The following is a 22,926-nucleotide window of genomic DNA, read 5'->3' as shown; positions in this document are numbered from 1 at the left end:
GAAAAGGAAGGATGATTTATATGGTGACAGAAAAAGAATTAGAATTATTAGCTTGTCTTGAAAAGAGTAGTCGATTATCTGTAGATACATTAGCGAAGCTGTTAAATATAGAGGTAGAAGAAGTAAAGAAGATGGTTGCGAGGTTAGAAAATGAAAAGATTATTGTGGATTATGTAACACATATTGATTGGACGAAGGTGAAAGAACATACAGGTTTAACGGCAATGATCGATGTGAAAGTTACGCCAAAGCATGGCGTTGGGTTTGATGCGGTTGCTGAACAAATTTATCGTTATTCAGAAGTGAAATCCGTTTATTTAATGTCAGGGACATATGATCTTTCTATTACATTAGAAGGGAAAACGATGGGAGAAGTAGCGATGTTTGTTTCTGAGAAATTAGCAACAATTGAATCTGTTGTTTCTACAACTACTCATTTCATTTTGAAGAAGTATAAACATGAGGGCGTTATTTATGAAAAAGACGATGATGATAAGCGAATTGTGGTGACACCATGAAGCAATTTGAACTATCTAGATCAGCAGAATCTTTAAAACCATCTGGTATTCGAAAATTTTTTGATTTAGCAGCAAATATGAAAGGTGTTATTTCCCTCGGGGTAGGAGAGCCGGATTTTGTTACACCTTGGAATGTAAGGCAAGCATGTATTCGTTCTTTGGAACAAGGGTATACGTCATATACAGCAAATGCAGGATTATTGGAGCTCCGTCAAGAAATAGCAAAGTATCTAAAAAAACAATTTGCAGTATCTTATGATCCAAGTGATGAAATCATTGTTACAGTTGGAGCGAGCCAGGCGTTAGATGTAGCGATGCGCGCCATTATAAATCCTGATGATGAAGTGCTCATTATTGAACCGAGCTTCGTTTCTTATGCACCACTTGTGACATTAGCTGGAGGAGTTCCGGTTCCTGTGGCGACTACGTTAGAAAACGAGTTTAAAGTACAACCAGAACAAATTGAAGCAGCTATTACAGCGAAAACAAAGGCAATTTTGCTTTGTTCACCAAATAACCCGACAGGTGCAATGCTAAATAAATCCGAGCTTGATGAAATAGCAGTGATTGTTGAGAAGTACAATTTAATCGTATTATCTGATGAAATTTATGCAGAACTTGTATACGACGAAGTATATACAAGTTTCGCCAGTATTAAAAATATGCGTGAGCATACGATTTTAATTTCAGGATTTTCAAAAGGATTTGCGATGACAGGATGGCGCCTCGGTATGATTGCAGCTCCTGTTCAATTTTCAGAATTAATGCTCAAAATCCATCAGTATTCAATGATGTGTGCACCGACGATGTCTCAGTTTGCAGCACTTGAGGCGTTACGCGCAGGGAACGATGAAGTAATTCGAATGAGAGATAGCTATAAGAAGCGTCGTAACTTCATGACGACATCTTTCAATGAAATGGGCTTAACGTGTCATGTGCCGGGCGGAGCATTTTATGTTTTTCCTTCTATATCTTCAACCGGATTATCTTCAGCGGAATTTGCAGAACAGTTATTGTTGGAAGAAAAAGTGGCCGTTGTCCCTGGTAGCGTATTTGGCGAAAGTGGTGAAGGATTTATTCGTTGTTCATATGCGACGTCGCTTGAACAACTTATGGAAGCGATGAAGAGAATGGAACGATTTGTAGAAAATAAAAAAAGGACAAAACGTAATACGTTTTGTCCATAAAAGGGGGGGAATACTAGAAAGCCATGTGTTAGTAGTCTATCCCAATATTGGAGAATTATACTTCTTTAAGGGAAATTTTTCATGAATTTTGAATGAGTTCTGTCATAGTGGTATAATTTACTAATATAAGGTATACGCATTCTAGATATCATTATCTAGAATGCGTACTAACCAATCGGATATTTAAAATAAATATATCTGCTTTGCTCTCTATAATTGTAGAGAGAATGGTAAACGTATGGGAGTGTTTCATATGTCAGAACAATATACAACAGGAGTGGTTGTAACAGGGAAAGTGACTGGAATTCAAGATTACGGTGCATTTGTAGCGTTAGATGCAGAAACACAAGGACTTGTGCATATATCTGAAATTACAAATGGATATGTAAAGGATATTCATGACTTTTTAAAAGTCGGCGATACAGTAGAAGTAAAGGTACTTTCAATTGATGAAGAGCACAGAAAAATGAGTTTATCGTTAAAAGCGGCGAAAAGAAAACAAGGAAGGATTCTTATACCGAACCCATCTGAAAACGGATTTAATACGCTGCGAGAAAAGTTGGCAGAATGGATTGAAGAGTCCGAGTTAACAAAGTAAAAGAGGAACGCATATGAGCGTTCCTCTTTTACTTTATCTTATGATATATATTTGCAAATATGATTGCATGCAATCATATTCGTATGTCGGAGGTGAAAGGACATACTGATTATCGAATTTCGTTTGTTTCTGGGTGCGTACCAAGATTTTCAGATGGTTTAAACAGTAAACCAAGGTTGATAAGCCCAGATATACCAACGATGCCGTAAATAATACGTGCAAGAGCTGAATTTTGTCCGCCGAAAATGGCTGCTACTAAGTCAAACTGGAAAAATCCGATTAGTCCCCAGTTCACAGCGCCAATTACAGTAAAGACTAATGCGATACGTTGCAAAGTACTCATGAAAAAGCCCCCCTTAATTGTGAAGCATGAGCAAGCGATGAGTTAATTAACTCTTTTATAGAATGGGGTAGTTATGTTGTTTTTATACATAAAAAATGTTCGAAAGATGATGTATATACATCTATACCGAAAAATGCGAATTTTTATGCAAAAAATGAACTTTTTCTAAAAAATATATATTGGTTACGTTTACAATGGTTGAATCGCTTGATTTACAACTTCAGTTTCGCTAAAGTGAATACAGAAATACATATCCATAATTGGAGGGAAAAAGATGAGTACACATGTAACGTTCGACTATTCTAAAGCGTTATCCTTCATCGGTGAACATGAAATCACTTATTTACGTGATGCAGTGAAAGTAACACATCATGCAATCCACGAAAAAACTGGAGCTGGGAACGATTTCCTTGGGTGGGTAGACCTTCCGCTTCAATATGACAAAGAAGAATTCGCTCGCATTCAAAAATGCGCAGAAAAAATTAAAAACGACTCTGACATTTTACTTGTTGTAGGTATTGGTGGTTCTTACCTAGGAGCACGCGCAGCAATCGAAATGTTAAGCCATTCTTTCTACAACACGCTATCTAAAGAACAACGTAAAACTCCACAAGTGCTATTTGTTGGACAAAACATTAGCTCCACTTACATGAAAGATTTAATGGACGTATTAGAAGGTAAAGACTTCTCTATTAACGTTATTTCCAAATCAGGTACAACAACAGAGCCAGCACTAGCATTCCGTATTTTCCGTAAGTTATTAGAAGAGAAGTATGGAAAAGAAGAAGCTCGCAAACGTATTTATGCAACTACAGATAAAGCACGTGGTGCATTAAAAACATTAGCTGATAACGAAGGTTACGAAACATTCGTTATTCCAGATGATGTTGGAGGACGTTTCTCTGTATTAACGCCAGTTGGTTTATTACCAATCGCAGTAAGTGGCTTAAATATTGAAGAGATGATGAAAGGTGCAGCTGCTGGTCATGATGACTTCGGAACATCAGAACTAGAAGAAAACCCAGCTTACCAATACGCAGTAGTTCGTAACGCTTTATACAATAAAGGAAAAACAATTGAAATGCTTGTTAACTATGAGCCAGCACTTCAATACTTCGCTGAGTGGTGGAAACAGTTATTTGGTGAAAGTGAAGGAAAAGATCAAAAAGGTATTTTCCCATCTTCAGCAAACTTCTCAACTGACTTACACTCATTAGGTCAATACGTTCAAGAAGGTCGTCGTGACTTATTTGAAACAGTTCTTAAAGTAGGTAAATCTACACATGAACTAACAATCGAATTAGAAGACAACGATTTAGACGGATTAAACTACCTTGCTGGTGAAACTGTAGACTTCGTAAACACAAAAGCATACGAAGGTACATTACTTGCACATAGCGACGGGGGAGTACCAAATTTAATCGTAAATATTCCTGAATTAAATGAGTACACATTCGGTTACCTTGTATACTTCTTCGAAAAAGCATGTGCGATGAGCGGCTACTTATTAGGCGTAAATCCATTTGACCAACCTGGCGTAGAAGCATACAAGAAAAACATGTTTGCTTTACTTGGTAAACCAGGATTTGAAGAATTAAAAGCAGAATTAGAAGAGCGTTTAAAATAATAAAAAGCGACCGGATTCCGGTCGCTTTTTATTATTTTATCGAAAAGTCCATCAGTATATTCAAACTAGAGTGGGTATGCTAAAGGAAAAGTCTTGGAGGGATGGGCTTGATTCCGATTCAATCAAATTTAGAAGGACGTACATATGCGTTATATAAATTAGAAGAGGTTATGAAACCACTTGGATATAGTATTGGTGGTAATTGGGATTATGATAAAGGATGCTTCGATTACAAAATCGATGAAGAAGATGGGTATCAATTTTTACGAGTGCCGTTTACAGCAGTAGATGGTGAACTAGATGTACCTGGTGTAGTAGTCCGTCTTGAAACGCCGTATATTCTTTCGCACGTATATCAAGACGAACTAGATGATAATGTGAATACTTTAACCGCGGGAACGAGTGGGATGGATCAATTTGCTGAACCGAAAGATCCAGATGCAGAAGTGAAAAGAAAATATATCAATATTGGAAAAGTGCTCATGCGGGAACTAGAAAAACATTTTCTTAATGGTGAATAACAATGAGTACGTCGCTTTCGATAAGAATGAAGGTATGGACTGGGTTAATCATATATTGATCGTCGCGCTTTATACCTAGTAAGAGAATGTTTTGTTTTAAAAGGGTATAGCTACAATTTGCAAAGGTTTGTCCGGTGCAGGACGGAGAAAGCTCCATCAGTTGTAATTTATTATCAGAGATTTCATCGTAAAGTGAGAATAGTACACCTGAAATAGAAGGGAATAAAAGAGAAGCGGTAAATACATAACTCGTTAATTTATTTCCTTCTATAATTTCTGACGCGCCAGCTCTCGTTGCATTTTGAATTTGTTCAGTAGTAAGTAGTTCTGCGATGCAGTGAATGTTTGGATTGAGTCCTTTTGCAGTTAAAATATTTAAAATGGATTGTGTATCTGCTAAGCTTTCGTTCTTTTCTTTATCCGCTGTTATTAATATGGTGTGTGCCGTTTTAATATTAGCTTTTAATAAAGTTTGATCGTGGTGCGGACAACCTTTTATAAATTCTAAATGATGAAATGGTTTTGGGAGTAAAGAAAGTGTTTCATCAATTAAAACGATATCAAGGTTTGGTTGTAATACATGCATTTGCTTTACAACATGTTTTGCACGCTCATTCCAGCCAACGATAATCATATGACCGTTAGAGGTAGCGGCTTCTTCACCTTTAATTTTCATATATTGTTTACTGATCATCTCAGTAGCGAATAGAACCATATAATAAGAACAAAAGCCAGTTCCTAATAAAATAATACTTATACCTATTAGTTTTCCTATCGTTGTATGGGGAGCAAAGTCGCCATATCCAACTGTAAAAATGGTAACGATTGACCACCAAATTCCGTCAAACCATGTAGTGAAATGAGAGGGTTCTAATCTATGTATAAGAAAACCAGAAAAAGCAGTGAATACAATAATAAAACAAATTAAACGAAAAATAATGGAATCACGAAATGTATCTACTAAATTCGGACGGGATTTCAATAGTAAATTCCTCCTTGTTTTGCAGGACTACATTCATTGTTACCATTATAGAAAAAAGAAAAACTCTCTAATTAAAGAGAGTTTGTTTTATGCTACATACTTTCCACTTCAGTTTGTTGGACACTTTCAAGATGTTGAAGAGCATAGTAAACATCAGCAGTAGGTCTTTTTTGATCAATGGACAGTTTAAGATGTAAATAGTGAGAACCGTTTTCTAATGTTTTAAGCTTCATATTCTTAACTTTTATATCCATTTCCTTTATTTCTTCAATTACGATTGGGATATTGTCCATATTTCGTACAACAAGTTTCACAGCGATATCACGTTGACGAAATGACCTAGGGCCTACATATTTCATCGCGAGTGGTATAAGTTCGACACTAATCATAAGGAAACACATTCCGAAAATCGCCTCGATATAGAAACCAGCTCCAACGGCAATACCAATACCAGAAGCACCCCAGATCATAGCGGCGGTCGTGAGCCCTGCAATGCTATCGTTGCCTCTTCTTAAAATTACGCCAGCACCTAAAAAACCAATTCCTGATACAATTTGAGCGGCAAGTCGAAGTGGATCCATATTCATATGATCGGTATGTGGTAAGTTATAAGCTGCTTTAATAGAAACAATCGTTAGGAGGCAACTAATAATAGAAATAACTAAACACGTTTTTAAACCAAGTGGTTTCCGTTTTAATTCGCGTTCTAAACCAATGGCAAACCCTAAAATCGCCGAGAGACCTAGTTTGATTAATAAATCGGTATAGTCCATATATATTCCTCCTTGTATGATATGGTATATGAATAAAACGCTTAGTATAGAAAGAAACGTTTTTTGATAGAGTAACTTTATATAAAATATATGTAGGAATTACTCATACATGAAAGAGATATTTCGTTTAAGTATATGATATTAAAAAAGAAATGTGGGCAGTTTTAAAAAAAGTTTATAAAAGGTGTTGCATTTCATTTTTCACCATGATATATTAATAACCGTCGCTGATGCAGAAACGCAGAAAACGACAAAAAAGAAATTGAAAAACTTAGTTGACATCGAAAAACGAAGATGTTAACATAAGGAAGTCGCAAATGAGCGACCAAGTAGTTCTTTGAAAACTGAACGAAACAAACAACGTGAAACGTCAATTTTTATTTTTAGATGCTAGACAAACTAACTTTATTGGAGAGTTTGATCCTGGCTCAGGATGAACGCTGGCGGCGTGCCTAATACATGCAAGTCGAGCGAATGGATTGAGAGCTTGCTCTCAAGAAGTTAGCGGCGGACGGGTGAGTAACACGTGGGTAACCTGCCCATAAGACTGGGATAACTCCGGGAAACCGGGGCTAATACCGGATAACATTTTGAACTGCATGGTTCGAAATTGAAAGGCGGCTTCGGCTGTCACTTATGGATGGACCCGCGTCGCATTAGCTAGTTGGTGAGGTAACGGCTCACCAAGGCAACGATGCGTAGCCGACCTGAGAGGGTGATCGGCCACACTGGGACTGAGACACGGCCCAGACTCCTACGGGAGGCAGCAGTAGGGAATCTTCCGCAATGGACGAAAGTCTGACGGAGCAACGCCGCGTGAGTGATGAAGGCTTTCGGGTCGTAAAACTCTGTTGTTAGGGAAGAACAAGTGCTAGTTGAATAAGCTGGCACCTTGACGGTACCTAACCAGAAAGCCACGGCTAACTACGTGCCAGCAGCCGCGGTAATACGTAGGTGGCAAGCGTTATCCGGAATTATTGGGCGTAAAGCGCGCGCAGGTGGTTTCTTAAGTCTGATGTGAAAGCCCACGGCTCAACCGTGGAGGGTCATTGGAAACTGGGAGACTTGAGTGCAGAAGAGGAAAGTGGAATTCCATGTGTAGCGGTGAAATGCGTAGAGATATGGAGGAACACCAGTGGCGAAGGCGACTTTCTGGTCTGTAACTGACACTGAGGCGCGAAAGCGTGGGGAGCAAACAGGATTAGATACCCTGGTAGTCCACGCCGTAAACGATGAGTGCTAAGTGTTAGAGGGTTTCCGCCCTTTAGTGCTGAAGTTAACGCATTAAGCACTCCGCCTGGGGAGTACGGCCGCAAGGCTGAAACTCAAAGGAATTGACGGGGGCCCGCACAAGCGGTGGAGCATGTGGTTTAATTCGAAGCAACGCGAAGAACCTTACCAGGTCTTGACATCCTCTGAAAACCCTAGAGATAGGGCTTCTCCTTCGGGAGCAGAGTGACAGGTGGTGCATGGTTGTCGTCAGCTCGTGTCGTGAGATGTTGGGTTAAGTCCCGCAACGAGCGCAACCCTTGATCTTAGTTGCCATCATTAAGTTGGGCACTCTAAGGTGACTGCCGGTGACAAACCGGAGGAAGGTGGGGATGACGTCAAATCATCATGCCCCTTATGACCTGGGCTACACACGTGCTACAATGGACGGTACAAAGAGCTGCAAGACCGCGAGGTGGAGCTAATCTCATAAAACCGTTCTCAGTTCGGATTGTAGGCTGCAACTCGCCTACATGAAGCTGGAATCGCTAGTAATCGCGGATCAGCATGCCGCGGTGAATACGTTCCCGGGCCTTGTACACACCGCCCGTCACACCACGAGAGTTTGTAACACCCGAAGTCGGTGGGGTAACCTTTTTGGAGCCAGCCGCCTAAGGTGGGACAGATGATTGGGGTGAAGTCGTAACAAGGTAGCCGTATCGGAAGGTGCGGCTGGATCACCTCCTTTCTATGGAGAATTGATGAACGCTGTTCATCAATATAAGTTTCCGTGTTTCGTTTTGTTCAGTTTTGAGAGAACTATCTCTCATATATAAATGTATGTTCTTTGAAAACTAGATAACAGTGTAGCTCATATTTTTTAATTTTTAGTTTGGTTAAGTTAGAAAGGGCGCACGGTGGATGCCTTGACACTAGGAGTCGATGAAGGACGGGACTAACGCCGATATGCTTCGGGGAGCTGTAAGTAAGCTTTGATCCGAAGATTTCCGAATGGGGAAACCCACTATACGTAATGGTATGGTATCCTTACCTGAATACATAGGGTATGGAAGACAGACCCAGGGAACTGAAACATCTAAGTACCTGGAGGAAGAGAAAGCAAATGCGATTTCCTGAGTAGCGGCGAGCGAAACGGAACATAGCCCAAACCAAGAGGCTTGCCTCTTGGGGTTGTAGGACATTCTATACGGAGTTACAAAGGAACGAGGTAGACGAAGCGACCTGGAAAGGTCCGTCGTAGAGGGTAACAACCCCGTAGTCGAAACTTCGTTCTCTCTTGAATGTATCCTGAGTACGGCGGAACACGTGAAATTCCGTCGGAATCTGGGAGGACCATCTCCCAAGGCTAAATACTCCCTAGTGATCGATAGTGAACCAGTACCGTGAGGGAAAGGTGAAAAGCACCCCGGAAGGGGAGTGAAAGAGATCCTGAAACCGTGTGCCTACAAATAGTCAGAGCCCGTTAATGGGTGATGGCGTGCCTTTTGTAGAATGAACCGGCGAGTTACGATCCCGTGCAAGGTTAAGCTGAAGAGGCGGAGCCGCAGCGAAAGCGAGTCTGAATAGGGCGTTTAGTACGTGGTCGTAGACCCGAAACCAGGTGATCTACCCATGTCCAGGGTGAAGTTCAGGTAACACTGAATGGAGGCCCGAACCCACGCACGTTGAAAAGTGCGGGGATGAGGTGTGGGTAGCGGAGAAATTCCAATCGAACCTGGAGATAGCTGGTTCTCCCCGAAATAGCTTTAGGGCTAGCCTTAAGTGTAAGAGTCTTGGAGGTAGAGCACTGATTGAACTAGGGGTCCTCATCGGATTACCGAATTCAGTCAAACTCCGAATGCCAATGACTTATCCTTAGGAGTCAGACTGCGAGTGATAAGATCCGTAGTCAAGAGGGAAACAGCCCAGATCGCCAGCTAAGGTCCCAAAGTGTGTATTAAGTGGAAAAGGATGTGGAGTTGCTTAGACAACTAGGATGTTGGCTTAGAAGCAGCCACCATTTAAAGAGTGCGTAATAGCTCACTAGTCGAGTGACTCTGCGCCGAAAATGTACCGGGGCTAAATACACCACCGAAGCTGCGAATTGATACCAATGGTATCAGTGGTAGGGGAGCGTTCTAAGTGCAGTGAAGTCAGACCGGAAGGACTGGTGGAGCGCTTAGAAGTGAGAATGCCGGTATGAGTAGCGAAAGACGGGTGAGAATCCCGTCCACCGAATGCCTAAGGTTTCCTGAGGAAGGCTCGTCCGCTCAGGGTTAGTCAGGACCTAAGCCGAGGCCGACAGGCGTAGGCGATGGACAACAGGTTGATATTCCTGTACCACCTCTTTATCGTTTGAGCAATGGAGGGACGCAGAAGGATAGAAGAAGCGTGCGATTGGTTGTGCACGTCCAAGCAGTTAGGCTGATAAGTAGGCAAATCCGCTTATCGTGAAGGCTGAGCTGTGATGGGGAAGCTCCTTATGGAGCGAAGTCTTTGATTCCCCGCTGCCAAGAAAAGCTTCTAGCGAGATAAAAGGTGCCTGTACCGCAAACCGACACAGGTAGGCGAGGAGAGAATCCTAAGGTGTGCGAGAGAACTCTGGTTAAGGAACTCGGCAAAATGACCCCGTAACTTCGGGAGAAGGGGTGCTTTCTTAACGGAAAGCCGCAGTGAATAGGCCCAAGCGACTGTTTAGCAAAAACACAGCTCTCTGCGAAGCCGTAAGGCGAAGTATAGGGGGTGACACCTGCCCGGTGCTGGAAGGTTAAGGAGAGGGGTTAGCGTAAGCGAAGCTCTGAACTGAAGCCCCAGTAAACGGCGGCCGTAACTATAACGGTCCTAAGGTAGCGAAATTCCTTGTCGGGTAAGTTCCGACCCGCACGAAAGGTGTAACGATTTGGGCACTGTCTCAACCAGAGACTCGGTGAAATTATAGTACCTGTGAAGATGCAGGTTACCCGCGACAGGACGGAAAGACCCCGTGGAGCTTTACTGTAGCCTGATATTGAATTTTGGTACAGTTTGTACAGGATAGGCGGGAGCCATTGAAACCGGAGCGCTAGCTTCGGTGGAGGCGCTGGTGGGATACCGCCCTGACTGTATTGAAATTCTAACCTACGGGTCTTATCGACCCGGGAGACAGTGTCAGGTGGGCAGTTTGACTGGGGCGGTCGCCTCCTAAAGTGTAACGGAGGCGCCCAAAGGTTCCCTCAGAATGGTTGGAAATCATTCGTAGAGTGCAAAGGCATAAGGGAGCTTGACTGCGAGACCTACAAGTCGAGCAGGGACGAAAGTCGGGCTTAGTGATCCGGTGGTTCCGCATGGAAGGGCCATCGCTCAACGGATAAAAGCTACCCCGGGGATAACAGGCTTATCTCCCCCAAGAGTCCACATCGACGGGGAGGTTTGGCACCTCGATGTCGGCTCATCGCATCCTGGGGCTGTAGTCGGTCCCAAGGGTTGGGCTGTTCGCCCATTAAAGCGGTACGCGAGCTGGGTTCAGAACGTCGTGAGACAGTTCGGTCCCTATCCGTCGTGGGCGTAGGAAATTTGAGAGGAGCTGTCCTTAGTACGAGAGGACCGGGATGGACGCACCGCTGGTGTACCAGTTGTTCTGCCAAGGGCATAGCTGGGTAGCTATGTGCGGAAGGGATAAGTGCTGAAAGCATCTAAGCATGAAGCCCCCCTCAAGATGAGATTTCCCATAGCGTAAGCTAGTAAGATCCCTGAAAGATGATCAGGTTGATAGGTTCGAGGTGGAAGCATGGTGACATGTGGAGCTGACGAATACTAATAGATCGAGGACTTAACCATATAATATGAAGCAATGTTATCTAGTTTTGAAAGAATATAAAAAACTTGTTGACTTTAGAAGTTAAATGAGTTACAATAATTCTTGTCTTAAATGAATACAGTCTGGTAATGATGGCAGAGAGGTCACACCCGTTCCCATACCGAACACGGAAGTTAAGCTCTCTAGCGCCGATGGTATTTGGGACCTTGTCCCTGTGAGAGTAGGACGTTGCCAGGCAAATGGAGGATTAGCTCAGCTGGGAGAGCACCTGCCTTACAAGCAGGGGGTCGGCGGTTCGATCCCGTCATCCTCCACCATTTAGCCGACTTAGCTCAATTGGTAGAGCAACTGACTTGTAATCAGTAGGTTGGGGGTTCAAGTCCTCTAGTCGGCACCAGAAAATCATGGCGGTTGTGGCGAAGTGGTTAACGCACCGGATTGTGGCTCCGGCATTCGTGGGTTCGATTCCCATCAGTCGCCCCATTTTTTCTTAAAATATTAATATGCGGGTGTGGCGGAATTGGCAGACGCACTAGACTTAGGATCTAGCGCCTTTGGCGTGGGGGTTCGACTCCCTTCACCCGCACTTTTAATAAAATATCTCAAACATGTCTTGCGGAAGTAGTTCAGTGGTAGAATACAACCTTGCCAAGGTTGGGGTCGCGGGTTCGAATCCCGTCTTCCGCTCCAATTTTCAATATGACATGCCGGGGTGGCGGAACAGGCAGACGCACAGGACTTAAAATCCTGCGGTGGGTGACCACCGTGCGGGTTCGACCCCCGCCCTCGGCACCATATGCGCCCGTAGCTCAATTGGATAGAGCGTTTGACTACGGATCAAGAGGTTAGGGGTTCGACTCCTCTCGGGCGCGCTTTTATTAACGGGAAGTGGCTCAGCTTGGTAGAGCACCTGGTTTGGGACCAGGGGGTCGCAGGTTCAAATCCTGTCTTCCCGATATTCCCAAAAACATGGGGCCTTAGCTCAGCTGGGAGAGCGCCTGCCTTGCACGCAGGAGGTCAGCGGTTCGATCCCGCTAGGCTCCACTTATTTTAATATCATTTATGGCGGTGTAGCTCAGCTGGCTAGAGCGTACGGTTCATACCCGTGAGGTCGGGGGTTCGATCCCCTCCGCCGCTACCATAAAGGACCTTTAGCTCAGCTGGTTAGAGCAGACGGCTCATAACCGTCCGGTCGTAGGTTCGAGTCCTACAAGGTCCACCACTAAAGGTTTATATCTCGGAGGTATACCCAAGTTCGGCTGAAGGGATCGGTCTTGAAAACCGACAGGCGGCGAGAGTCGCGCGGGGGTTCGAATCCCTCTACCTCCTCCATTTTTTCTTAAATTACATATTATATCATCGCGGGGTGGAGCAGTACGGTAGCTCGTCGGGCTCATAACCCGAAGGTCGCAGGTTCAAATCCTGTCCCCGCAACCAAATGGTCCCGTGGTGTAGTGGTTAACATGCCTGCCTGTCACGCAGGAGATCGCCGGTTCGACCCCGGTCGGGACCGCCATTTTAATAAGGCTCGGTAGCTCAGTCGGTAGAGCAGAGGACTGAAAATCCTCGTGTCGGCGGTTCGATTCCGTCCCGAGCCACCATTTTGAAGTCGCAAGCCGGCTTAGCTCAATTGGTAGAGCAACTGACTTGTAATCAGTAGGTTGGGGGTTCAAGTCCTCTAGCCGGCACCACTTTCAAAATGAGCCATTAGCTCAGTTGGTAGAGCATCTGACTTTTAATCAGAGGGTCGAAGGTTCGAATCCTTCATGGCTCACCATTTTCAATTTAATGCGGGTGTAGTTTAGTGGTAAAACAAGAGCCTTCCAAGCTCTGGTCGAGAGTTCGATTCTCTTCACCCGCTTTTCAATTATGGGCCTATAGCTCAGCTGGTTAGAGCGCACGCCTGATAAGCGTGAGGTCGATGGTTCGAGTCCATTTAGGCCCACCATAATTGTTCCGCAGTAGCTCAGTGGTAGAGCTATCGGCTGTTAACCGATCGGTCGTAGGTTCGAGTCCTACCTGCGGAGCCATATTTATAGAGAAGTACCCAAGTGGCTCAAGGGGCTCCCCTGCTAAGGGAGTAGATCGCGAACGCGGTGCGAGGGTTCGAATCCCTTCTTCTCTGCCAGTAATTGGCCCGTTGGTCAAGTGGTTAAGACACCGCCCTTTCACGGCGGTAACACGGGTTCGAATCCCGTACGGGTCATACTAAAAGAGATAGCATAAACTGCTATCTCTTTTTTGTTGTGTATAGATATAGAAGAAGCTATGACAGATTATAAATAATAAGTTTAAAATAGGATTACCTTTTCTCATGCATAAGAAGAGATAATCCTATTTTTTGAACATGTTTTAACTCTCTATTGAATGTCCATCTTGTTTAATAACAGCATGATTATATGCGAAGTGAAGAGTTTTGTATCCTAAAAGTGCAATAGTGAAGGCAAGGCCTCCTGCTATAATAGCCACACTAAATCCTGCTCGAGCTCCAAAATTATCAATAACTAAACCAGCTATCGCTGATCCTAGGGAGACTCCAATTCCAAGTCCTGTAATTGCCCAAGTCATTCCTTCTGTTATTTTTGATTCAGGTACGATTCTTTCCACAAGCCCCATAGTAATAATCATAGTAGGAGCGACAGATAGTCCTGCAAAGAAGACAATAACTATTAGCCAAGCAATAGTATTTACGAAAAATAGTGGCAGCATTGTTATCATGGAAAGTGTGACTGCTATTAAAAATTGATTATAGGGTGGAGCATTGAGTTTAAGAGTACCGAAAATAAGGCCTGCCAGGCATGAACCGATTGCATAGACAGAAAGTACAAAGCTAGCAGTTACTGCGTTTCCTTGATGTTCAGCAAAAGCTACACTAACGACATCTATTGTGCCAAAGATAGTACCTATAGCAATGAGTGTGAATACTAGTACTCGCAAAGAACCAATTTTAAATACTGTTCCTTTGTTTGTAATGTCGCCAGGGTGTACAGGTGGTTCTGTGCTTTTTTGTAGGATGAATAGGCATACCCCAATTGTAAGAAAAACAGATGATAAAAGTGGCCCTGCTTCTGGGAAGAACATAACACTTAAACTGACAGATAATACAGGACCAATTATGAAGCAAATTTCGTCGACGACCGATTCAAAGGAAAATGCTGTATGCAATTTATGGGATCCACGGTATAGTTTAGTCCAACGTGCACGTACCATAGCTGACATATTTGGCATACAACCTGCACATAAGGCGGATAGAAATAGCGTCCAATAAGGAGCTTCATATTTCGTACATAGAAGTAAGAGGATCGTAAAGAAAACACTGATACCTGTAGTCGGAAGAAGTATGCGAGATTGCCCTAATTGATCGGCCATCCGAGAAATATGAGGAGCTAGTAAAGCAGATGATAATGTAAAGGTGGCTGCAACAGCTCCAGCAAGCCAATAGTCACCACGTAACTGAGATAACATTGTAACAATACCAATGCCCATCATTGATATGGGCATCCGAGCTATAAACCCTGCTAAAGAGAATCCTTTTGTACCAGGAGCACTGAAAATCTCACGGTAGGAATTAAACATAATAATCACCAAAGTATTTGACGTTTGCATATACATTCTTCATTCTTTTAAATCCTCCTTTGTTTCATTAATACCTTCTATAAAAAGGGACAGTGAGTCAATGTAGGATATAGGTAAGAAGTTATATTATCTTGTAAGCTAGAAATAATTTACATACGCACCGTATGTAAATATCATATTGACATACGGTGCGTATGTCAATTGAAATGTTTTATCTCTGGATAGAGAGCCGATGTTTAAAGGAGTTATTCTTTTATATAGAGAACGATACTATAGTGCAATTCATTTTGAATAAAGAGAATGAATAGAAGTAGGAGGAAAAGATGATTAAAAAAACGAGAGCAGAAATGATTACTGAAACACGTGCTAAATTGCTGAGTGCAGCAAGAGAGGCCTTTGGTACAGTTGGATATGTAAATACGTCTATGGATGATTTTACAGCATCTGTCGGTTTAACACGTGGTGCAATTTATCATCATTTTGGTGATAAAAAAGGATTGTTAGAAGCAGTTGTAAAAGAAATTGATATCGAAATGGATAATAAATTAGGGAAAGTATCAGATGAAGCGGAAGGAAAATGGGAAGGGTTTGTTGGACGTTGTCGTGCGTATTTAACGATGGCACTTAATCCAGAAATTCAGCGAATTGTACTTCGTGATGCACCAGCAGTATTAGGAAATAGTTATTATCAATCATCGCATTCGCAATGTTTAACGACGATGGCGGAGATGCTTCAGCAATTAATGAAAGACTGTATTATTGAAAAGACGGACTGCGAAGCTTTAGCAAGATTCATAAATGGTGGACTAGTGGACCTTGCTTGTTGGATTGCGAATTCTGAAGATGCAGAAGCACATTTGTCTAAAGCTTTGCATAGCCTATCACTTATATTGAATGGTTTATTATTAGAAAAGAATGCATGATTTTGAATAATATCTTTTTATTAATATACGGTAATAGTTAAAAGGGAGGTGGTAAAGTATATGCTAATTCATTTATGTCACCGTAGTCTATATAGGCCAACTGATGTCCAGCGTATAAGGAGATAATGTGTTAGTTTGATTATAGAAATTGAATTTAGCTATAGGGAATAATCAAATCACATTCTTTTTATTCACAATCTAAAGAAAACGCCTCCATTGAAATTGATTCCACACCTATTCTAATAACTTTACACTCTATGTGAAAAAGTTCACAAATAGGTCATAATTTGTGAAGTAATTCACAATAATACGTGCTACAATATGAATGTAAAGAAGTTAAACAACATTAAATTAGTATTTTAATTAATTACTTAAACAATCATAAAAAATAGATGTGAACAATAGAGAGGGGAAATTACCATGAAAAAAGGTATCAATCGTGTAGTATTAGTAGGAACAGGAGCTGTAGGTTGTAGTTACGCTTACTCAATGATCAACCAAGGTGTAGCTGAAGAGTTCGTATTAGTAGATGTTAATGAAGCAAAAGCAGAAGGGGAAGCAATGGACTTAAGCCATGCGGTACCATTCTCTCCATCACCAACAAAAGTTTGGAGCGGTAGCTATGCAGATTGTAAAGATGCAGATTTAGTAGTTATCACTGCTGGATTACCACAAAAGCCAGGTGAAACTCGTTTAGACTTAGTTGAGAAAAATACAAAGATCTTTAAACAAATCGTTCGCGGTATTATGGATAGTGGATTCGATGGAATCTTCTTAATCGCAACTAACCCAGTTGACATTTTAACTTACGTAACTTGGAAAGAATCTGGTTTACCAAAAGAGCGCGTAATCGGTTCTGGTACTACTTTAGACTCTGCTCGTTTCCGTTACATGTTAGGTGACTACTTAGATGTAGATCCACGTAACGTTCATGCTTACATCGTTGGTGAACACGGTGACACTGAACTTCCAGTATGGAGCCACGCTACTATCGGTGTACAAAAACTAGAAACAATCTTAGCTAACAACGAACAGTACAATCAAGAAGACTTAGATAAAATCTTCGAAAACGTACGTGATGCAGCTTACCATATTATCGAGCGTAAAGGTGCAACTTACTACGGAATCGGTATGTCACTACTTCGTGTAACTAAAGCAATCTTAAACAACGAGAACAGCGTATTAACTGTATCTGCATACCTTGAAGGTCAATACGGAGAGAAAGATGCTTACGTAGGTGTTCCAGCTGTAATTAACCGCGAAGGTGTACGTGAAATCGTAGAACTTGAGCTAAATGAAGATGAAAAAGCGAAATTCGCTCATTCTGTAAAAGTATTAAAAGAAACAATGGAACCAGTACTATAATAATTGCTAAATAATTCAGAGGTGGGAAACTGCTTCTTACCTCTGAACTTATATAATTTAATATAAATTCCTTTTCCGGTTTCCCTTGTATATCCCCAATATACCCCTTTTGCTGGATAAGGGTCGTTTATAGAAAAGAGCACTCTACTTTACGTAGAGTGCTCTTTATTATCCCGCATTAACGGGCAGTAAGATCCCCACCTCAAAATGCAGCGAAAGCAAAGAAGTTAGTTTGGTGATCAACTGCCCGTAAAAGCCCGATTGGTGAGGGCTGATAATCAGTGAGGGATGAACACCCCCCACTGATTAAAGTTTCACTTTATCATTTTTTAGGCGTTAATCCCAATTTCTTTAAAATATCTGTCAGTGTACCGCTTTTTGATTTTTCTACAGGTGTTTGTGATTTAGATGCATCTGGCCCTTTTTTCAAGAAGTTCTTTTCAACGAAGCGAATATCTTTTTCGTCGACAATCCCATCTTTATTAAGGTCTCCGTCTTTTACAGTTAGTCCTTTTTTACCATAGTTGCTAGCGATAATTTCAGCATCTTTAATATCGATTACTTTATCAGCATTTACATCGCCGGCAAGGTTTTCGTCAGGTCTTGCATAATAATATTGGCCAAGCAGCTTACCGTCTTTTTCAGTACCAAGTTTCGTTGTTAGGCGGCTTGTTAAATGTCCTGGCACTTCTACATATAGGTTATAGTCGCGTTTATTAACTGGAAGTCCATTTAGTTTGAAGTACCCATATTTATCTAGTGAACCTTCAAACTTATGACGGTAAGAATCAGTTGCGTATACTTTTACGCCAAGCTTTGCATAATCAAACTTTTCATCTAAATATCCACGTTCATTTAAGAATGCACCAGGTTTAATATTTCCTTCTACTAGTGAATTTAAGGACATAACTGAGAATGTTTGATCTTGAAGTACACGCATTCTATTTGGTTCTGATTCACCTTGTTTCCAGTAAACAAAAATTGGTGACTCTAATTGAGCGTTTGCTTCATAAAATTCATCATTTTCTACTTTGAAAGTTACATCAATGAACGGGAAATCACCATCTAATCCAGCAAAGTTTTTGTCATCGATAGTGCCGCCAACTGTAACCGAACCTGCCTCTAGTTTCGGTTCATTTACTTTTGCGGTTACTCCTTTTTCGGAAAGTAGCTTTTCAAAAGCAGGATTAAATTTTGCATTTGCAAATTTGAAGTTCTTCTCTAGGAAGTTTACATTAAATTGCCCAGCAACAAATTGTTTTACGTGTTTTGCGTTTAGTGTTACTGTGAACTCGTCATTTTTATATAATTCTTTTTTATCGTAACTAGCTTTCGCATATTGAGCACCTTGTGGGATAAACCAGTAGTTATTTACACCGCTTGGATAGTCAGCTCCTGCAGTTGCATAATCGAAAATATATACGCCTGTGTTCATTGGACCTTCCGTTCTGAAGGAGTCAGGTGTAATGCCAACTTTAAAGTCGCCATTTGCATTAATCGGTAAAAACTTATGCAAGTATGGAGAATAGTCATAGTACATAACGCCATTCGCTTCTTGCGTAATGTTTAATCCTTTTCCTTTTAAGTAGTCAACGTTTGAATCGTATACATTTCCTTTAATCCATAGTGCTTTTTTGCCATCTTCTACTGTATAATTTTCTTCATTTAACTCGTAAATACCAGGTTTTAATCCAGTTAGTTTCACTTCTGGTGGGGTATTATCAATTACAACATAATCACCTTTTACACGTGCTTTCCCAGCCTTATCATAACCGACAAACTCAATTGTGTAGTCTCCTTCTGGTAAGTTGATTTTCTCATCACCAATTGGTTTTGCAGGATCATTTGTAAAAGGATACACTTTTCCATTAAAGAATGAGTCTAAGTAGTAATACACATCAGTTTTTAGTCCACTTGTGTTTAATGTCCCAATGAAGCCCAGAGCTTTATCTGTTTTGGAATCTTTTACGATAAGATCTAACGTTTCAAGTTCGCTGTTTAATTGGAATGCCCCGTGAACATACGATTCACCGTATGGATTAAATTTAGATGTATCAGTTGAAATTGCTTTTCTTGATAGTATTGCATTTTCAATACCAGGCTCTGATACACGAATAGAGAATGGGATTTGATATGTTTCTTCTTTATTTTTCGTGTTCGTAATATGAATATATCCTTCATATCGGCCTTGTTTTACACCGGCTGGAACATTAATTTTTGCTTCAATTTCACCTGCTTTGCCAGCATCAAGAGTAATTGTTTCTGGAGCAGAGATTTTTACACCGTTTGCGACAGCATCGTTAATAGTAGACGAAGCTGGTGTATAAGAAATTTCTGTTTTAAATTCTTTTTTCTCTTGTTTATTATGATTAGTTACTTTTATATTTCGTTTTTGTTCAAGAGCTTCACCGTCTTTTTGATAAAACTTACCGAATGCAATAGATCCAGTTTCTTCGGGCACTTCAATTACTTCATCATTTACAACAGTTTGTGTCGTATCTAATACTTTAAAGCTTGTTTCTGTACGAACGGCGTTGTAAGCATCTACTCGCCCAGCTCCAACTTCATACACCGAATATTTTTCTTTTAAATCATCAGCTGTGTTCATAAGAGACGCTTTTACATCGAACGGAGAGTAGTCTGGGTGTTCTTGTAAAATTAGAGCAGCAACGCCAGCAATATGAGGGGAAGCCATAGATGTTCCTTGCATACGCTCATAGGAAACAGCGTAGTTTTCACCCTCTTGCGGGTCGTTAATATATTCAGGAACTGTTGAAAGGACAGCGACACCAGGCGCTGTAATATCAGGCTTAATATCATCATTTGCTGTAACAGGACCGCGTGAGCTAAAGTCTGCAAGATGATCGCCTTCTGTTTGAATGTAATTAATTTCATCGAAAGTTAAGGATGTGCTACCTTGTTCAATTTGAGTTTTTAGTTTTTCACCGTCTTCTTTCGTTAGGCGGAATGTTGGAATGTATTTTGTGCTTTCACCAACGTAGAAAGGAATTTCTCCATCCACGTTGTTATAAATAATAACGGCCTTTGCACCTGCTTGTTTTGCGTTAGCAATTTTTTCATCAAATGAGGTTGTACCACGTGCAACGAGAGCGATTTTTCCTTTCACATCTTTTTTACTAAACTCGTCAGGCGTACCGATTCCTACAGATTCAATAGGTAAAGTTTGTCCCTTGAAATCTTCTATTTTATCAGTGAAGTTTTTGCCGAACAAAATTAGGTTAGGGAATTGTAATTGTCCAGCATGACCTGATAGTTTCGGTAAGGAAATAGAGCTATCACTGGCTCCAACCGTAATAGCAAATGGCGAAGCACCTGGTGATCCGAGTGTTGATGGATTCGGTCCAGAGTTACCAGCAGCAACGACTGTAACAACGCCTGAAAGCATCGCGTTATTAACAGCGATAGATGTTGGATCAAGAGGATTGTTGCTATCATCACCTAACGATAAGTTAATAACGTTCATACCGTCAGAAATAGATTTATCAATTGCAGCGATAATACCTGAACTATCTCCACTTCCGTATGGACCGAGTACACGATAGTTATACAGTTCAATGTCAGGTGCAACACCTTTTACTGCTGAATCAGATTGGTTCTTCTTTTGAGCAGAAACGATACCTGCTACGTGAGTGCCGTGGGCTGTGTAGAAGGCAGAACCACGGTTATCAAATTCAGGAGCACCAGATTGTTGCCATTCTGAATAAGTAGTTTCCATTGGATCTGCATCATTATTAATAAAGTCCCAACCCTTTACTGAATTTGGATCTACTTTGCTAGAGTCCTCGCCAGGTTTTGCGCGATAGCCTTTATATACGTCTTTTAAGTCAGGATGATTGTAATCAATACCTGTATCTAATACGCCAACTTTAATTCCTTTTCCAGTAATGCCCTCACTATGTAACTTATCTACTCCAATTTGCGGGATGCTATCTGTTAGTTTTTGAGGTGCTTTTTGCTCAGCTTGTTTTGGTAAATTTAATTTCACTTCGTAATCTTTCCAAATGCGTTTTACAACACCAATTCGTAACAACTCTTCAACTGTATTTGCTGGTAATGTCATCGCAACACCATTTATCGCATGCTTATAAGAACGTTTAATTTGTACAGACTGGAAGTTTCCTGATTTTACTGATGGGCTGAATTGATAAAGACGTTTTAGTCCTTTTTCGAATTCTTCATGTTCTTGATCAATACGTGCTTTTATATTTTCTGGAGCAGCTTGTAATCCTTTTTCTTTTTGTTTTAATTCATTAATCTTTACTGGAGCAGTTTGAAATTCTACAATGATATTTACAGGCTCAGAACTACTCGTATTAATATCTGGTGAAATTGTAAAACCAGGGTTGGCATCTACCGTTTGTAATGCTAGGCGTTGTTCTTTAGAAAGCTTCGATAATATAGAATGAGCATTTGAAGATTCAATTTGGTTAATAGGACTTTCAGCAAGTACATTGAACGGAATGGCAGTTGAAAACAGAACGCCAGCCGTTACAATTCCAGTAACAAAACGGTTTTTCTTTTTCATTTATAGGCCTCCGGTAATATATATTTTTAAAAATTATTTCTCCACACCTGCTGTTTGCTCAGCATGGAATGTCCAGTTTAGCTGCAGGGAATCACCTTGAAATTTATTTTGATCTTGGTCGTTATCTTCAAATGAGAAGAGGACATGTAAGTAATCTGTTTCACCAGATTTAATACCATCTATTAAGTTATGACGTTCTAAAGACGTAGCGACATCTTCAGGTTTCATAGTTTTTAATTGTGATAGTTTTGTTTCCCACAAAATCTCATGATCATCGTTTGGATTAGATGGCTGTCCATCATTCACTAGAAACTTGACGATAATGTGATCACCTAAATCTTCACCGACATTATTTTGCGTTGCATCTGTAACTTCATATGATGTTTCAAGTGCTACTTTTGCGATATCCAATGTACCTTTATTTTCAAGCTTGAAGTTCCTTTCAATAAAATCACCTGGTTTTAAATCTTTCACATTAACGATTACACTTGGATTAATAGACAGATCTAGTGTTCCAGCTTGAAATGAATTACTCGATGTTTCTGAATCACTGAAATAGGCGAATACACCTCCGAATGTAAGGGATAAACCAAGTGAAGCGGTGACAACTCCCATTCCTACTTTTCGTTTTAAAGACATAAGAAAGCCCCCTAGTTAAATTTTTATAGCAATCGTTCGCAACAAGGATAAATAAGTAAACATAGTAGTCCGCTATGAATTATAGTTACGAAAGATCGTAGTTCTTTATTGAGAACAAGTATATGCTTATGAATTTCGCGTTTCAATAAAAATATGACAAAAAATGTTGAGAAACATTTTTTATGACAGATTATTTTATGGTTATTTTTAGTGGAAAATAGCATGAAAAATAGAATAAACCTAATAAAATAAAGGTTGAGAAAAAAATAATAGGCGTAAATATAGAAGTAGAATGAAGCGTTTACAATGAATATTCGTCAAAA

At 40.9% G+C, this 22,926-nt stretch carries 13 protein-coding genes, 22 tRNA genes and 3 rRNA genes; 32 read left to right on the top strand and 6 right to left on the bottom strand.

The annotated features are described in order from the left end of the window. Nucleotides 1-20: 20 nt before the first annotated feature. From AC3EMB_RS24210 to yugI, 3 genes are all read left to right on the top strand, one after another. Nucleotides 21-518, top strand: a complete 498-nt coding sequence (locus AC3EMB_RS24210) for an Lrp/AsnC family transcriptional regulator (protein ID WP_000255696.1) — start codon at nt 21-23, stop codon at nt 516-518. Beyond that, nucleotides 515-1,705 carry an aminotransferase gene (locus AC3EMB_RS24205; protein WP_000808528.1) on the top strand — a complete coding sequence of 397 codons (1,191 nt, stop codon included), beginning with the start codon at nt 515-517 and terminating at the stop codon, nt 1,703-1,705. Before AC3EMB_RS24210 ends, AC3EMB_RS24205 begins: the two co-directional genes overlap by 4 nt. Before the next feature lie 253 nt (nt 1,706-1,958). After that, nucleotides 1,959-2,303, top strand: coding sequence for a S1 domain-containing post-transcriptional regulator GSP13 (gene yugI, locus AC3EMB_RS24200; RefSeq protein WP_000003764.1), 345 nt, complete (start codon nt 1,959-1,961; stop codon nt 2,301-2,303). 109 nt (nt 2,304-2,412) lie between these two features. Here yugI and AC3EMB_RS24195 read toward each other — a convergent pair whose 3' ends face one another. After that, entirely contained in the window at nt 2,413-2,646 is a 234-nt protein-coding gene (locus AC3EMB_RS24195) for a DUF378 domain-containing protein (protein ID WP_000105788.1), read from the bottom strand. A 274-nt stretch (nt 2,647-2,920) separates the two neighbouring features. On the opposite strand from AC3EMB_RS24195, the gene AC3EMB_RS24190 reads away from it, so the two are divergent. After that, on the top strand, nt 2,921-4,273 hold the full coding sequence (locus AC3EMB_RS24190; protein WP_000103664.1) for a glucose-6-phosphate isomerase: 1,353 nt from the start codon (nt 2,921-2,923) through the stop codon (nt 4,271-4,273). Nucleotides 4,274-4,380: 107 nt separating this feature from the next. Beyond that, entirely contained in the window at nt 4,381-4,794 is a 414-nt protein-coding gene (locus AC3EMB_RS24185) for a YugN-like family protein (protein WP_000612347.1), read from the top strand. Here the strand turns inward: AC3EMB_RS24185 and AC3EMB_RS24180 are convergent. Together AC3EMB_RS24180 and AC3EMB_RS24175 are read right to left on the bottom strand one after the other, a co-directional pair. After that, nucleotides 4,781-5,776 carry a potassium channel family protein gene (locus tag AC3EMB_RS24180; protein ID WP_000842316.1) on the bottom strand — a complete coding sequence of 332 codons (996 nt, stop codon included), beginning with the start codon at nt 5,774-5,776 and terminating at the stop codon, nt 4,781-4,783. The two genes, AC3EMB_RS24185 and AC3EMB_RS24180, sit on opposite strands and share 14 nt — an antisense overlap. 92 nt (nt 5,777-5,868) lie before the next feature. Then, nucleotides 5,869-6,549, bottom strand: a complete 681-nt coding sequence (locus AC3EMB_RS24175) for an MgtC/SapB family protein (RefSeq protein ID WP_000386677.1) — start codon at nt 6,547-6,549, stop codon at nt 5,869-5,871. A gap of 405 nt (nt 6,550-6,954) precedes the next feature. Here AC3EMB_RS24175 and AC3EMB_RS24170 point away from each other — a divergent pair. The 25 genes from AC3EMB_RS24170 to AC3EMB_RS24050 all read left to right on the top strand — a co-directional run bounded on the left by AC3EMB_RS24170 (nt 6,955) and on the right by AC3EMB_RS24050 (nt 13,760). Continuing rightward, nucleotides 6,955-8,506 (top strand): 16S ribosomal RNA (locus tag AC3EMB_RS24170). A gap of 146 nt (nt 8,507-8,652) precedes the next feature. After that, a 23S ribosomal RNA gene (locus tag AC3EMB_RS24165) occupies nt 8,653-11,574 on the top strand. A 101-nt stretch (nt 11,575-11,675) separates the two neighbouring features. Then, nucleotides 11,676-11,791: ribosomal RNA gene (gene rrf / locus AC3EMB_RS24160) — 5S ribosomal RNA — on the top strand. The 16S, 23S and 5S rRNA genes sit together here with 22 tRNA genes alongside, the layout of an rRNA operon. A gap of 4 nt (nt 11,792-11,795) precedes the next feature. Continuing rightward, nucleotides 11,796-11,871: transfer RNA gene (locus tag AC3EMB_RS24155), tRNA-Val, on the top strand. A 4-nt stretch (nt 11,872-11,875) separates the two neighbouring features. Beyond that, nucleotides 11,876-11,951: transfer RNA gene (locus AC3EMB_RS24150), tRNA-Thr, on the top strand. A gap of 10 nt (nt 11,952-11,961) precedes the next feature. Beyond that, a tRNA-His gene (locus AC3EMB_RS24145) sits at nt 11,962-12,037 on the top strand. Nucleotides 12,038-12,059: 22 nt separating this feature from the next. After that, nucleotides 12,060-12,140 (top strand) — tRNA-Leu (locus tag AC3EMB_RS24140). Nucleotides 12,141-12,169: 29 nt separating this feature from the next. Then, a tRNA-Gly gene (locus AC3EMB_RS24135) sits at nt 12,170-12,244 on the top strand. A gap of 16 nt (nt 12,245-12,260) precedes the next feature. Then, nucleotides 12,261-12,349, top strand: a tRNA-Leu gene (locus AC3EMB_RS24130). A gap of 3 nt (nt 12,350-12,352) precedes the next feature. Continuing rightward, nucleotides 12,353-12,426 (top strand) — tRNA-Arg (locus AC3EMB_RS24125). 10 nt (nt 12,427-12,436) lie between these two features. After that, nucleotides 12,437-12,510, top strand: a tRNA-Pro gene (locus tag AC3EMB_RS24120). 15 nt (nt 12,511-12,525) lie between these two features. Beyond that, nucleotides 12,526-12,598, top strand: a tRNA-Ala gene (locus AC3EMB_RS24115). Nucleotides 12,599-12,618: 20 nt separating this feature from the next. Further along, nucleotides 12,619-12,695 (top strand) — tRNA-Met (locus AC3EMB_RS24110). Nucleotides 12,696-12,699: 4 nt separating this feature from the next. After that, a tRNA-Ile gene (locus AC3EMB_RS24105) sits at nt 12,700-12,776 on the top strand. 17 nt (nt 12,777-12,793) lie between these two features. After that, nucleotides 12,794-12,886, top strand: a tRNA-Ser gene (locus tag AC3EMB_RS24100). Nucleotides 12,887-12,914: 28 nt separating this feature from the next. Next, nucleotides 12,915-12,991: transfer RNA gene (locus tag AC3EMB_RS24095), tRNA-Met, on the top strand. A gap of 3 nt (nt 12,992-12,994) precedes the next feature. Beyond that, nucleotides 12,995-13,070: transfer RNA gene (locus AC3EMB_RS24090), tRNA-Asp, on the top strand. A 9-nt stretch (nt 13,071-13,079) separates the two neighbouring features. Then, nucleotides 13,080-13,155 (top strand) — tRNA-Phe (locus AC3EMB_RS24085). A 14-nt stretch (nt 13,156-13,169) separates the two neighbouring features. Continuing rightward, nucleotides 13,170-13,245, top strand: a tRNA-Thr gene (locus AC3EMB_RS24080). A 10-nt stretch (nt 13,246-13,255) separates the two neighbouring features. Beyond that, nucleotides 13,256-13,331: transfer RNA gene (locus AC3EMB_RS24075), tRNA-Lys, on the top strand. Between the two features lie 13 nt (nt 13,332-13,344). Then, nucleotides 13,345-13,415, top strand: a tRNA-Gly gene (locus tag AC3EMB_RS24070). 10 nt (nt 13,416-13,425) lie between these two features. Continuing rightward, nucleotides 13,426-13,502: transfer RNA gene (locus AC3EMB_RS24065), tRNA-Ile, on the top strand. 7 nt (nt 13,503-13,509) lie between these two features. Further along, nucleotides 13,510-13,584: transfer RNA gene (locus AC3EMB_RS24060), tRNA-Asn, on the top strand. A gap of 7 nt (nt 13,585-13,591) precedes the next feature. Beyond that, nucleotides 13,592-13,682, top strand: a tRNA-Ser gene (locus AC3EMB_RS24055). Nucleotides 13,683-13,688: 6 nt separating this feature from the next. Next, nucleotides 13,689-13,760, top strand: a tRNA-Glu gene (locus tag AC3EMB_RS24050). Between the two features lie 146 nt (nt 13,761-13,906). Here AC3EMB_RS24050 and AC3EMB_RS24045 read toward each other — a convergent pair. Then, on the bottom strand, nt 13,907-15,130 hold the full coding sequence (locus AC3EMB_RS24045; protein WP_098127165.1) for an MFS transporter: 1,224 nt from the start codon (nt 15,128-15,130) through the stop codon (nt 13,907-13,909). 323 nt (nt 15,131-15,453) lie between these two features. On the opposite strand from AC3EMB_RS24045, the gene AC3EMB_RS24040 reads away from it, so the two are divergent. Further along, nucleotides 15,454-16,053 (top strand): TetR/AcrR family transcriptional regulator, encoded by a 600-nt coding sequence (locus AC3EMB_RS24040; RefSeq protein ID WP_088025484.1) that lies wholly within the window; start codon nt 15,454-15,456, stop codon nt 16,051-16,053. A gap of 420 nt (nt 16,054-16,473) precedes the next feature. Then, a complete protein-coding gene (locus tag AC3EMB_RS24035) occupies nt 16,474-17,418 on the top strand; it encodes an L-lactate dehydrogenase (RefSeq protein ID WP_488517314.1) in 945 nt (314 codons plus the stop codon). 322 nt (nt 17,419-17,740) lie between these two features. Here the strand turns inward: AC3EMB_RS24035 and AC3EMB_RS24030 are convergent, their stop codons facing one another. Together AC3EMB_RS24030 and AC3EMB_RS24025 are read right to left on the bottom strand one after the other, a co-directional pair. Next, nucleotides 17,741-21,964 (bottom strand): S8 family serine peptidase, encoded by a 4,224-nt coding sequence (locus tag AC3EMB_RS24030; RefSeq protein ID WP_488517313.1) that lies wholly within the window; start codon nt 21,962-21,964, stop codon nt 17,741-17,743. A 33-nt stretch (nt 21,965-21,997) separates the two neighbouring features. Further along, complete coding sequence (locus AC3EMB_RS24025; protein ID WP_377900811.1) at nt 21,998-22,603, bottom strand: TasA family protein; 606 nt, start codon at nt 22,601-22,603, stop codon at nt 21,998-22,000. Nucleotides 22,604-22,926 lie beyond the last annotated feature (323 nt).

The organism is Bacillus sp. LQ16, from assembly GCF_057784645.1.
This window is presented reverse-complemented; position numbering and strand designations above follow the sequence as displayed.

Excerpts from the sequence above, each read along its gene's own strand:
- AC3EMB_RS24195 (WP_000105788.1), bottom strand. The coding sequence starts at position 2,646 with ATGAGTACTTTGCAACGTATCGCATTAGTCTTTACTGTAATTGGCGCT.
- AC3EMB_RS24030 (WP_488517313.1), bottom strand. The coding sequence starts at position 21,964 with ATGAAAAAGAAAAACCGTTTTGTTACTGGAATTGTAACGGCTGGCGTT.
- AC3EMB_RS24205 (WP_000808528.1), top strand. The coding sequence starts at position 515 with ATGAAGCAATTTGAACTATCTAGATCAGCAGAATCTTTAAAACCATCT.
- yugI (WP_000003764.1), top strand. The coding sequence starts at position 1,959 with ATGTCAGAACAATATACAACAGGAGTGGTTGTAACAGGGAAAGTGACT.
- AC3EMB_RS24025 (WP_377900811.1), bottom strand. The coding sequence starts at position 22,603 with ATGTCTTTAAAACGAAAAGTAGGAATGGGAGTTGTCACCGCTTCACTT.
- AC3EMB_RS24190 (WP_000103664.1), top strand. The coding sequence starts at position 2,921 with ATGAGTACACATGTAACGTTCGACTATTCTAAAGCGTTATCCTTCATC.
- AC3EMB_RS24035 (WP_488517314.1), top strand. The coding sequence starts at position 16,474 with ATGAAAAAAGGTATCAATCGTGTAGTATTAGTAGGAACAGGAGCTGTA.
- AC3EMB_RS24175 (WP_000386677.1), bottom strand. The coding sequence starts at position 6,549 with ATGGACTATACCGATTTATTAATCAAACTAGGTCTCTCGGCGATTTTA.
- AC3EMB_RS24210 (WP_000255696.1), top strand. The coding sequence starts at position 21 with ATGGTGACAGAAAAAGAATTAGAATTATTAGCTTGTCTTGAAAAGAGT.
- AC3EMB_RS24040 (WP_088025484.1), top strand. The coding sequence starts at position 15,454 with ATGATTAAAAAAACGAGAGCAGAAATGATTACTGAAACACGTGCTAAA.
- AC3EMB_RS24045 (WP_098127165.1), bottom strand. The coding sequence starts at position 15,130 with ATGTTTAATTCCTACCGTGAGATTTTCAGTGCTCCTGGTACAAAAGGA.